Raw genomic sequence first — 11444 nt, 5'->3', positions numbered from 1 at the left:
AAAACATTACGAATAAAATCATACAAAATATATAAAAAATGTTTAGATACTTATCATTTTACATCTCCAACATCCAATAATAATTATTCATAATTATATCAAACAATAATTTTTTCACTACCTATCACACAGTTAAATATTATTAAATATATAACATAAAATTATGAGTATTAAGGATTTGTTTTCAGATGAAAAGGTGAACACAGGTAGGCAAATGGAACTTGATATAGCAAAAGGCCTTTCAATTATTTTTATGGTTTTTATTAATTTCCTGATATTGGTTGGGGATTTTAATCATTCAACTAGTTTTATATATAATATTCTTTTTGCAGATGTTTTAGGAGGACCTTGTCCGGCTCCAATTTTCATGTTTTGTATGGGAGTAGGTATTGTCTATTCAAGGCATAGCCAATGGGACACCATGATTAAAAGAGGATGCATTTTATATCTTACAGGCATTTTAGTGAATTTATTTGAATATGTTTTACCTTACTTTACAAGCGGTTCACTATTGGGCAGGTGGGATCTTTACCATATCCATGGCGGATTAATATTCTTTTTTTGTGGGGTTTTAATATTTGCAGGTTTGTCTTTCGTTTTAATAGGCATTCTTAAGAAATTTGAACTTTCAAACAAATGGCTGATTATCATAGCATTGGCAATGTCTTTAATTGGTAGCCTCTTGAGATGTGTTGATTTCGGCACACCAGTTTTAAATATATTCATTGGTTATTTCATTGGAACCACTACAGAATATACAGCATTTCCATTATTTAACTGGTTTATTTTTCCAATTTCAGGATTAATATGGGGACAATATTTCATCAGAGTTAAAAACAAAGCACAATTCTTTAAATACTGGCCAATTTTTATTATATTGGTTATAATATATTTCGGACTATCTCCAACATTATGGGGAAAAGAATTATTTTCCGGCAGAGGAGTACTGTATTATTACATGACAACATTGGACGCAATATTGTGTATAATCTATATTCATGGAGTTATGGGGCTTTGCTATTATTTGGCTAAATATTTGCCGGATAGAATCAATAAGGTATTTTCAACATTAAGCAGCAACATCAATAGAATTTATATTGGACAATCATTTTTCATACCTTTAACAATAATAGGTTTAGCTTATATCTTTAAAGATATTCTATTTACCGATTTGACATGTGCCATATTTTCAATATTAATTTTAATCGTATCTACAGCCTGTGCTATATTGTATAAGAAATTAAGAACTGGTTGAAGTGAATATTTTCTCTAGAAAAAATTTAAAACATATTCTTACTTCAACTATTTTAAATCATATCTTAAATAACTTAGGAAAATCTCTACACTATTTAGACAAACATCAAAAAATCAGGAAAAATCAACAAAATATAGTTTTGGACAAAAAATTTTTTAGTTAAAGTCTATGAATTTATTGATAAAATTCTGAGAATAATGAAAATTGGATATCAATCACTCGTAAAATAAGCAAATACTTTGAAGGATTTCTTGGAATCCAAATATCTATCAAACAATTAAGATTTCGATTTAATTTATGAAAATCTAAAAAAATTATTAAATTATTCATTTGATAGATATATAATTTAAAATATATAAATAGAATGTTAAAAAAAAATTCCATCCATTACAGATTCATAATACCTAAACTTAATTTGAACAGATAATATCCATATAACGAACTAAACAAACTCGTCAATATTAGTAAAATTTTAATTAATTAAAATTAAAAATTAAAACTAGGAGTAAAAATTATGAAACAAGTAAGAACAAGAGATTTCATTTACACAAGCGATGATTTGTATTTCGCATCCACCAATTACATCCATCCAGAAAACCGAGTCATTTCATTTTTAAGATATGTTCCAGATCCTAAAGGAGACCGTGAAAAAGACGGTAAACGTTATAGAAAAGTAGGATCAGAAGAAGCATACTCATATTTACGTGAAAACTATCCTGATTATTTGTATTTTTCAGAAGTTACCAATGTTGAAATGATGGGAGTTCCATTGGAAAAGGTTGAAAAAATAATAAAACCTGAAGAAAGGCTTTTAGGCCTTAAAAAGACTTTTGATGAAGGAGGAAAAGTTAAAAATCCTGAATTGATTGCAAAATTAATGGATGTTGCCGACTTTTTCCATTTCATGGCAGACATTCCATATGACCATCTGGGAATTTCAGGTTCAATCCTACCCGGCCTTCAAAAAAGTGATGTAAGCGACCTGGACTTTGTCGTATATGGCCTTGACAATCACAGAAGAGCAATCGCCACTTTTAAAGAACACCGTGGAAAAGAAGTATACATCGAAGAAGTCGACAAGCACATTACCGTTGAAGGAATCACCAACGATTACTGGGATTTTGTTTATGATAAAAGAATGTTTGACGAAAGCCTTACAAAAGAGGAATTCAGATGGTATGAAAACAGAAAAGCAAACAGAGGAACAATCAACGGAACTTTATTTGACATTCTAGCAACCAAGGATTATGATGAAATTGAAGGTGTTTGGGGAGATACAGTATATGAGCCTCAGGGAATAGCAAAAATCGAATGTGATATCGTAAGCGCACTTGGAGCATTCGACAATCCTTCACTTTATACAATTGAAAATGTTGAAGTTCTTGACGGCGTTGATTTCCCATTGACTGAAGTTGTTTCATTTACACACACCTATGCCGGCGAAGTTATTGACGGTGAGCATGTAATTGCTAAAGGCAAAGTGGAAAAGGTCATTATAAATGGTGAATTTTCACATTACCGCATTGTTGTCGGAACTACCCGTGAAGCAATTGATGAGTATTTGAAGCTTAAGGAAAGTCCAGCTTAAATAATATTTCTAGGATTGTAATTCTTTAAACCAAAAAAATCAAAGTGGATTTGAAAAAGGGTGATGTGAATGTCAACACCCAATGCAGAATAACAATTCAAATAGAAAACAAAAAATAGAATTCTCAAAAAAATAGTCAATTAATGTCTATATTTATCTCAAATATAGTAATAATATTTGGATAATATGTCACCAGCAAGAGCATAATTATCTCCACAATCCTTACCTCACTCAAATTAGTTGTATGACCGGAGACATCATTCAATTCAAATGAAATGGGGATGCATAATGAATAAGTATTAGTTAATTCAAACATCCTACTTATCACCTCCATTTTTACATTAGAGGCTAATTTAAAATTACATTATGCATCAAATCGTGTTTAAAGCTTATTAAATCCATTAAGTAAAATTGCTTAGAGAAAAACAGATATATAAACTTTACTGAGATTATTCTTTAAAAACAAGAAACAATACTAATAAAGAGTATCCTCCAAAAAAAGATAATTGTCAAATTTTTTAAACAAACACTAAAAATTTAGGACACATATTATTAACTTTTCACCATTTTACATTAGAAATATTATTCATTTAAGAAAAATAACAAATATAAATCTATTCAAATTATTTTAAGAAAAAATAACACAAGTTAAACAAATTTAATACAATAATATATAAACTTCAAATACCTAAATAATAGTATTAAATTTAATGTGATTATATGACAGAACAGAAAAAATCAGAATGGAATAGTAATCTTGCATTTATGATGGCAATGATTAGTTCTGCTGTCGGTCTTGGAAACATATGGCGTTTCCCAAATGTTTTATACTCCAACGGTGGAGGATCATTTATGATTCCATACATCGTTTCAATATTTCTTTTAGGAATTTCATTTGTTTTAGTGGAGTATGCCGTCGGATTCAAGTTCAAAAGATCAATTGCAAGAATATTATATTCAATTAATGAAAAATTAGAACCTGTAGCATGGTTTATACTGATTGTTGTATTCTTAATTACGACCTATTACGTTTGTGTTGTCGGATGGGATTTAATCTATATATTCCTAAGTTTTACAAAAGCATGGGGATCAAACCCTGACCTATACTTTACTAATTCAGTATTACACTCTACAGATTCAATATCCGGATTTTTTACTATCGTACCAGTTGTCCTTGCTTCAGTATTTGCCATTTGGTTTATAGCATGGTTTATCATCAAAAGAGATTTGAATGATGGAATAGGTAATGTAAGTAAAATTTTATTACCTATACTTTGTGGAATTGTTGTAGTTATTGTTGCATTCTCATTAACTTTACCAGGTGCATCAGCAGGTTATACACAAATTTTCACACCAGATTGGTCGGCGTTGGGCAATTTAGATGTATGGTTAGCAGCATTCGGACAAATCGTATTTTCCCTAAGTTTAGGAATGGCAATTGCAATGACATATGCAAGTTATCTGCCTGATGGTTCAAAATTAGTAGATAACGCAATAATCGTAGCATTTTCAAACTCCGGTTTTGAAGTGTTTAACTCAATTGGAATTTTTTCCATTTTAGGATTCATGACCGTGACAAGCGGAATTCCATTTAATGAACTTGTAACATCCGGAACAGGACTTGCATTTGTAGTATTCCCACAAGTATTCAATACAATGGGACCTGCAGCATATGTAATTGGACCTTTGTTCTTTTTATGCATCTTATTTGCAGGAATCACATCCGTTATTGCACTACTTGAAGGAGTATGTTATTCAATTTCTGAAAAGTTCCTTATCGAACGTAAAAAAACCGCAACCGTAGTTTGCATTATTGGATTTTGTATTTCAATTATTTTTACAACAGGCATTGGAAGTACAATTTTAGGAATCTTCGATGCATTTTTAAATAACTTCGCATTATTATTTGCAGTACTTCTTGAATGTATAGTATTTGGTTGGATTTACAAATTTGATGATTTAATCGAGACCTTGAATGCTCATTCAACAATTAAAGTAGGGAAAACTTGGAAAATAGTCATCAAATACATTTTACCTATTTGTATCCTAGGTCTTTGGATACAGGGAGTGGTTTCAACCATTAATGAAGCAGATACCCTAAGTTCAATCGTAATGTTAATATTAACAATTGTGGTGATAGTGGTTCCATGTATTATTGCACTACTGCCTGCACGTAATAAAAATTACTACGAACATAAAATTTACTCAAAATAGCTAAAATATTAGCTATTATCTTTTTTTATTTAATTTTAAAGAATTTAAGACATTTATTACTTCTAAATATTTATATTATTAAATTTAAAATAATATTACACAATTTTAGAGGTTATAAAAATGATAAATATATCAACAATTAAAACACATATGTTCTGTCCAAGAAACCTATACATCCAAACATACGTAGATAAAGAGGAAGAGAACAATTACCAATTAGCTATCGAGATTAAAAAACTCAAAATCGACATTCAGGACTTGATTCAGAAAAATTTGCGCAAAATTAAAAAGGAAATGGAACTATCCGAAATCGAAAAAGAATTATCTGAAAATATCGACACATTCATAAAAAGCAATGCCGATGCGATAATATCAATGAATCTGGACATGACCTCCGACCAAGTCAATGAAATAATCGACAATACTTATTTTAATATAAAATTAACAGCTTTAAAAATAAAACAGGCCATGAATATGTACCAAAAAGATGCCTTTGCCATTACCGACATGTTTTTTCCAAACTGCATGTATTCCTATTTATTAAAAGACCAAAAACTGGAATTGATTGGAATATGTGATAAAATAGAAATAATTGACGGCAAATATTATCCAGTGATCATTAAAAGTTCAAACCCTCCTCTAAAAGGTGTTTGGGACCAGGATGCCATAGAATTAGTAGCTCATGCAATACTTCTTGAAGAGGAATTCGAAACCGAAGTTTTTGTTGGCTTTGTATATTATGAAAAAATTGATGAAAAAAGACCTGTTGTGATGGATGTGAACTTAAGAAAAGGGTTGTTTGAAGTAATAAGAGAAGTTAAAGAAATTACTGAAAATAAAAAGCTTCCGAACGTGAAAATGAATCCAAAAAAATGCAGCAAATGCGGGTATGAAAATTTCTGTCTTAAAGGTTAAGTTAAGAAGGGAGTTAAAAATAACTCCCCTATATGTCCATAAACATGAAAAAAATTAATATTTTATATTATCTCCAAGTTTTTTAATGTCAAACACTGCAGTATCTGCAACAGACATCACTGCAAGAACTCCAGCTTGGATAGGGTCTGTAATAATTAAATCTGCATATTTGGTTACGCTACCAGGCATATTAAGAGAAATTACAATCAAATTTCCATTTTCTTTAACTTTTTTTACAGATTCTGTAATTTCACCACCCATAAGGGAACCTGCCAAAACCAGTGCAGTAACACGGGGAAGCCTTGAAATAGCCTCAATAGCTTCAGCCAAATTTTTTTCTCCAACTAATGGAATAGTATCAATACTTATACGCTCACCACGTATATTATGTCTGTCAGCTTCAGTGATTGCACCTTTAGCTACTTGGGAAACTTGTGCTCCCCCACCAACGATAATTATACGTTTTCCATAAATATCCAATTGGGAACCGTGCAATTCAACGGATTTGATATCTTTAATATTTTCCAAATCCGAAAGCAAATCATCAATATTTTCAACATGCTCCAATTCCAAATTGATAGATCCCATATTATTTTTTTCAACAAAAAGATGAACGTAACTAATATTAGCACCATGAGAAGTGATAACATCAGTAATATTATCTAAAACTCCTTTCTTTTCGTATGATTGGATAGTTAGCGTATAATCATTCATTTTTTGGCCTAATTTTATCTAATTCAGCATGCGCCCTTTTCCACATGCTTAAAAAATTATCATTTTTAGTAACAGGAATAACTTCAAGACCTAAATCCCTATGTTCAGCAATCCATTCTTCATGAAAAACTGGTATTTCAATTTTAATTGGTTCAGAGGTTTTATTTACAACTATGAGATTTCTATAAGGAAAATCCCACTCAACAATGTATCCTCCAAGACTTACCATGTGATACGGCCTCATTACAAATTTCAAAATAATCACCTCATAATAATCCAAGCACAATAGCCAATATTCCAAGTAATGTTGATCCTAAAATTGTTGGCAATAACTGTCTATTTGTAAATACTGGACTGAATGCTGATAAGATTCCCATCATAAATACGAATATCAATGCGACTGCAATATTGACTAAAATTCCCCATGAAAGAATTGTTGGCGGCACTCCAATAAACAATACTGAAAAGATTGCACCAAGTACAAACATGAAAAATCCTCTTGTCAGATAAACAACAGCCCTATATTTTGCAGCATATTCCATGTATGGTCCTTCAATAACATCGCTTTTAGCCTTAATTATTGAAAATGGATATTCATTTAAAATTATCATATATCCAATGAAGAACACAATAGCTGCAATTGCACCAGATGCTGTAAATAAAAACGGACCATTGGCATGTTGATATGCGGCAATGTCTGATAAGAAAATGCTTCCAGCAGCAGTTACCGGAGCAAATAAGGCCAAATACAATGGAAATGATCCATAAGTAATCATCCTTAATGACCTTTTAGCACTTATATCTTCAATAAATGATCTGTTGGAGTTTAAATGAGTAGCGCCCTTTATTTTATCAGGGAATGGCATCCTAACTGACATGACAGATTTGGATAATGCTCCCATCAAAACATAGCATATTTCTTCCACCTTTAAAAATCCGACGACAGCCACTAAACTTGCAAGTGCCGGAAATTGATAAGCTTGAGGAGTTAATGCAATAAGAACACATAAAACAACAATAAAGCAGATTATTGGCAATGACTTATATAATCCCGGAACAGGAGATGAAACTTCAACATTTTCTTTAAACATGAATTTGATTGGAGCCATTACACCTGGAGCAAGAACGACAGGTCCAATTCTCTGTTGAATTCTAGCATGAATATATTTCCTTTCAATTCCTGGAAGCAGTGTTGAAATTAAAAAGCAAACAAGCACTGTGCCAATTACTGCAAGAATTGAGTTAACGAGTGTATTTTCAAACATAATCTATCTCCTTATTATTTCAATTGCTCTATCAGAACATGTGAAACATGGGTCACACTGTACAATACAAAGCTGAGCATCAGTAATCTGATCACCAATGCATGCATATTGCATAGCACCAATATTGGACATTGATGGAGTTCTGATAATTGAGTGTCTTACCCTACCGCTTTCAAGAGCATAAGAATGATATAATGTTCCCCTTGGAACTTCTATGTAACTTTCAGTAATATCAGTGTCAAACATTTCCCAATCCCTGTTAACTACCTTACCTTCAGGGATGTTAGCAATAGCCTGACGAATTAATTTAATTGATTCAAATGATTCTAAAGCCCTCATCAACAAATTGGATTTGACATCACCACCAGGTTGAGTGACCACATTAAAATCAAATTCATCATATTCAAACATTGTTGTTCGGAGGTCTCTTGCAACACCGGTTGCCCTTAAAGTCGGACCGGTTACAGCCAATTTGATAGCCTGCTTTTGAGGAAGAACACCAATTCCTGAAATCCTTGACATTACAATAGAATCGGAAGTGAATCTTTCGGCAAAATCAGTAAGCCCTTCTTCTATCTTATCCATATCATTTTTTAGCCTTAATAATTTGGCTTCATCCAAATCACATCTAGGCCTTACTCCACCTAAAACAGAACAGCCATACTGAACCCTGTTTCCTCCAATCATTGCAAGCAGTTCCATTACAATTTCCCTTAAATAGAACACTCTCATTGAAAATGTTTCATGGGACAATACTTCACAACCATGCGCCAAATACAAGAAGTGTGAATGTAAACGTTCAAGTTCCCCCATGATTACACGAATGTATAATGCTCTTTCAGGAATTTCGATACCTAATCCAATTTCTGCGGTTCTGCATGAATTCCATATATGTGCATTTGAACAAATCCCACAAATTTTTTCAGTAAGTGAATTTGCCTTTTGAACCGGAAGTCCTTCCATGATTCTTTCTATTCCTCTGTGATTAACTCCGATGGTAATCTCAGCTTCCTGAACTATTTCATCTTCAACAAAAATCCTTACCCTATATGGTTCCAATGCAGCAGGGTGAACTGTACCCATTGGAATTTCCGTTTCAATAATTTTGCTTCTCGGTACTTTTTCATCCATTTAATCCCCTCTTTAATCCGCATCTAATAATGTAGGTAATAATGATACTACACCTGCCAAAACATCCTGAGGCCTTACGGCACAACCCGGAACTTTTGCATTGACCGGTATGATGTTTTCAACAGGTCCTTCAATTTCTTCGGATGGAATATCAGCAAAACAATTCTTATAAACACCACCCATTAGAGCACAACTTCCAGCAGCCACAACCAATTTCGGATTAGGAATGGCCTTGTAAATCTCTTCCAATGGCTTTCTATTTAAATGTGTAACAGGACCTGTGACAACTAAAACGTCAGCTTCACGAGGATTCCAAGTTAAGAACACATTATATTGTTCAGCGTCAAATCTTGGTGATAAAATTGAATTAACAATTTCAATATCGCATCCGTTACATCCGCCAGTGTAAACTAACATGACATGTATTGCTCTGGCTCTTGAAAATGATTTAATTCCCATCTAATCACCTTCCTCCCTATTTCTCAACACAGTATTATCTGATAAATATTGTGAAATGACTTTAAGCTTTTCATCTGAAATTTTAAATGGTTCAGTCAAATCAAGGTCAACTTCCTGATCTCCAACACAGCTTGGATGGATTGTTCCTTTCTGACCATAAAGTGAAAATATCGGACAGAAATCATGACAATAATAACATACAACGCATTTTTCTAGATTAATTTCAGGTACTTCGCTTTTAATCCAATCATCAGTTAATTTTTTAGGACTGGTTAGCCCTTTCATCTCAATTGCACCTGTCGGACATACATTGGCACAACCTCCGCATCCAATACAAGCTGATTCGTCAACCCTATCATCAACTTCTACTGAAAGAGTGGCGATTTGTTTTCTCAATTCCATGTCAGTAACTCTATCAGCTGCAAAAAAGATTCTTTTAAAGTTAGTAAAAGCTCCTTGTAAAGCTATTTTAAGTAAATTGCTCATTTAAATACCCTCTATTGAATCTTTAAAATTTCTTTCGAATAAGAATGCTTTTGCAGGACATGCATTTTTACATGCACCACAATATGTACATTTATCTTCATTAACAACAAACTGTCCATCGATTTCATCAATTGCATCATATGAACAAGTCTTATGACACAAACCACAATGCATACACAATTGCTGTTCGATGAAATTGAATCCACCAGTAATTTCATTTTTATACATTGTAGATTTAGGTATGGCATCAACCGGACAGTGAACAGCACAATTTTCACATAAGATACATTTATCCAAATCAACGGAAATCTTTCCTCTATGCAGAGTAATTGCATCTTCCTGACAAACTTCACTACATATTCCACAGGAAATACAATCATCAGATACTTTTCCATCCCATGAATAGACCATTACTTGGCGAGCTTTGGCTACATCACAAACTTGAACACATTTTCCACAAGATACGCAGAAACCGGATAATGTAGGTAATTCAACATCATCAATTTCATCATAGATAAACATCTCATCATCTTCATGTAAAATGTGAATCGGACATGCATCAATAGCCTTATCATGAGTAACATTCTCAGTATCAGCTGTTGGATCATATCTTAATTTATTACCATCCCTTTTTTGAGACCCATTTTCACATAAATCTGCACATAAACCACAGTTTAGGCAAGATATGATTGAGCCGTCAGGTTTTTGATTCAACTTATTAATATTTATCTTAAATCCATCAACAGAAATCGCATTATGAGGACATGCTTTCATACAGTTTAGACAAAGAGTACATGTATCTCTATTAACAATTTGTAGTCTATTCATTGAACCGTTAGGACATACATCTTCACATAATCTGCATTCACTGCAAATTCCTTCATCCCTATCAATACGTACTTGAATTGCGCTTGCAGGACAATATTGCTGACATCTGCCGCACAATATACATTTCTCTAAATCTGTGCCATAGTAATATCGAGTAACTTCAGTCTTAATATTATCTGTTTTATGTGGAACATCCTTTAAAGGAGGGTCCAATATGTTAAATGACTTGATTAATGTGATTTGTCTGTCTTTTTCTACTTCATAACCATCAATACGATTTGAACAGACTTCACTACATACTCCACAACGTGAACAAATACCATATACAATTCCATCTTCAATAGTAATGTTATTGGTTGGGCAGTTGTACATACACATTCCACAGCCATTACATTTGGCTCTGTCTACAACATATCCTCCGTAAATATTGCGGAATATTGCATCATTCGGACAGTTTTTCTGACAAATTCCACAAGTAAGACAACTAAAAGCCTTTCCATTGATAAACTTAATGGCTTTTGTAGGGCATTTTTTAATACAATCTCTTTTTCCTTCACATGTATTAGTTGTTAAAAACATTTTAAAAACC

Annotated in this window: 11 protein-coding genes; 4 read left to right on the top strand and 7 right to left on the bottom strand. The window is 32.6% G+C overall.

Annotation, left to right across the window (positions count from 1 at the left end; all coding sequences use genetic code 11):
• Nucleotides 1-163 precede the first annotated feature (163 nt).
• The 4 genes from QZN45_RS05345 to cas4 all read left to right on the top strand — a co-directional run bounded on the left by QZN45_RS05345 (nucleotide 164) and on the right by cas4 (nucleotide 5972).
• The gene (locus QZN45_RS05345) at nucleotides 164-1255 is read left to right on the top strand and encodes a heparan-alpha-glucosaminide N-acetyltransferase domain-containing protein (protein ID WP_292609766.1); all 1092 of its coding nucleotides are present in this window, start codon (nucleotides 164-166) and stop codon (nucleotides 1253-1255) included.
• A gap of 514 nt (nucleotides 1256-1769) precedes the next feature.
• Complete coding sequence (locus QZN45_RS05340; protein ID WP_292609767.1) at nucleotides 1770-2843, top strand: DNA polymerase subunit beta; 1074 nt, start codon at nucleotides 1770-1772, stop codon at nucleotides 2841-2843.
• A 720-nt stretch (nucleotides 2844-3563) separates the two neighbouring features.
• A complete protein-coding gene (locus QZN45_RS05335) occupies nucleotides 3564-5057 on the top strand; it encodes a sodium-dependent transporter (RefSeq protein WP_292609768.1) in 1494 nt (497 codons plus the stop codon).
• A gap of 120 nt (nucleotides 5058-5177) precedes the next feature.
• Nucleotides 5178-5972, top strand: coding sequence for a CRISPR-associated protein Cas4 (cas4, locus tag QZN45_RS05330; protein WP_292609769.1), 795 nt, complete (start codon nucleotides 5178-5180; stop codon nucleotides 5970-5972).
• 54 nt (nucleotides 5973-6026) lie between these two features.
• Here the strand turns inward: cas4 and QZN45_RS05325 are convergent, their stop codons facing one another.
• Genes QZN45_RS05325 through QZN45_RS05295 form a run of 7 tightly spaced genes read right to left on the bottom strand, consistent with a single transcriptional unit; the run spans nucleotide 6027 to nucleotide 11434 of the window.
• Nucleotides 6027-6686, bottom strand: coding sequence for a DUF5612 domain-containing protein (locus QZN45_RS05325; RefSeq protein WP_292609770.1), 660 nt, complete (start codon nucleotides 6684-6686; stop codon nucleotides 6027-6029).
• Nucleotides 6679-6942 carry an energy-converting hydrogenase B subunit P gene (locus tag QZN45_RS05320; protein WP_292609771.1) on the bottom strand — a complete coding sequence of 88 codons (264 nt, stop codon included), beginning with the start codon at nucleotides 6940-6942 and terminating at the stop codon, nucleotides 6679-6681. Before QZN45_RS05320 ends, QZN45_RS05325 begins: the two co-directional genes overlap by 8 nt.
• Nucleotides 6943-6952: 10 nt before the next feature.
• Nucleotides 6953-7951: a respiratory chain complex I subunit 1 family protein gene (locus tag QZN45_RS05315; RefSeq protein ID WP_292609772.1), complete on the bottom strand. Its 999-nt coding sequence runs from the start codon at nucleotides 7949-7951 to the stop codon at nucleotides 6953-6955.
• Nucleotides 7952-7954: 3 nt separating this feature from the next.
• The gene (locus QZN45_RS05310) at nucleotides 7955-9082 is read right to left on the bottom strand and encodes a nickel-dependent hydrogenase large subunit (RefSeq protein WP_296811588.1); all 1128 of its coding nucleotides are present in this window, start codon (nucleotides 9080-9082) and stop codon (nucleotides 7955-7957) included.
• A 12-nt stretch (nucleotides 9083-9094) separates the two neighbouring features.
• A complete protein-coding gene (locus QZN45_RS05305; RefSeq protein WP_292609774.1) occupies nucleotides 9095-9541 on the bottom strand; it encodes an NADH-quinone oxidoreductase subunit B family protein in 447 nt (148 codons plus the stop codon).
• Entirely contained in the window at nucleotides 9542-10027 is a 486-nt protein-coding gene (locus tag QZN45_RS05300; RefSeq protein WP_292609775.1) for a 4Fe-4S binding protein, read from the bottom strand.
• Nucleotides 10028-11434, bottom strand: coding sequence for a 4Fe-4S binding protein (locus tag QZN45_RS05295; protein WP_292609776.1), 1407 nt, complete (start codon nucleotides 11432-11434; stop codon nucleotides 10028-10030).
• Nucleotides 11435-11444: the final 10 nt, after the last annotated feature.

The organism is uncultured Methanobrevibacter sp., from assembly GCF_900314695.1.
Lineage (GTDB): Archaea > Methanobacteriota > Methanobacteria > Methanobacteriales > Methanobacteriaceae > Methanocatella.
Note: the sequence above shows the minus strand (reverse complement) of the source record. Positions and strands in the feature narration are given on the sequence as shown.

Coding starts and splice junctions, on each gene's coding strand:
- QZN45_RS05325 (WP_292609770.1), bottom strand. CDS start 6,686: ATGAATGATTATACGCTAACTATCCAATCATACGAAAAGAAAGGAGTT.
- QZN45_RS05310 (WP_296811588.1), bottom strand. CDS start 9,082: ATGGATGAAAAAGTACCGAGAAGCAAAATTATTGAAACGGAAATTCCA.
- QZN45_RS05345 (WP_292609766.1), top strand. CDS start 164: ATGAGTATTAAGGATTTGTTTTCAGATGAAAAGGTGAACACAGGTAGG.
- QZN45_RS05315 (WP_292609772.1), bottom strand. CDS start 7,951: ATGTTTGAAAATACACTCGTTAACTCAATTCTTGCAGTAATTGGCACA.
- QZN45_RS05295 (WP_292609776.1), bottom strand. CDS start 11,434: ATGTTTTTAACAACTAATACATGTGAAGGAAAAAGAGATTGTATTAAA.
- QZN45_RS05340 (WP_292609767.1), top strand. CDS start 1,770: ATGAAACAAGTAAGAACAAGAGATTTCATTTACACAAGCGATGATTTG.
- QZN45_RS05305 (WP_292609774.1), bottom strand. CDS start 9,541: ATGGGAATTAAATCATTTTCAAGAGCCAGAGCAATACATGTCATGTTA.
- QZN45_RS05335 (WP_292609768.1), top strand. CDS start 3,564: ATGACAGAACAGAAAAAATCAGAATGGAATAGTAATCTTGCATTTATG.
- QZN45_RS05300 (WP_292609775.1), bottom strand. CDS start 10,027: ATGAGCAATTTACTTAAAATAGCTTTACAAGGAGCTTTTACTAACTTT.
- cas4 (WP_292609769.1), top strand. CDS start 5,178: ATGATAAATATATCAACAATTAAAACACATATGTTCTGTCCAAGAAAC.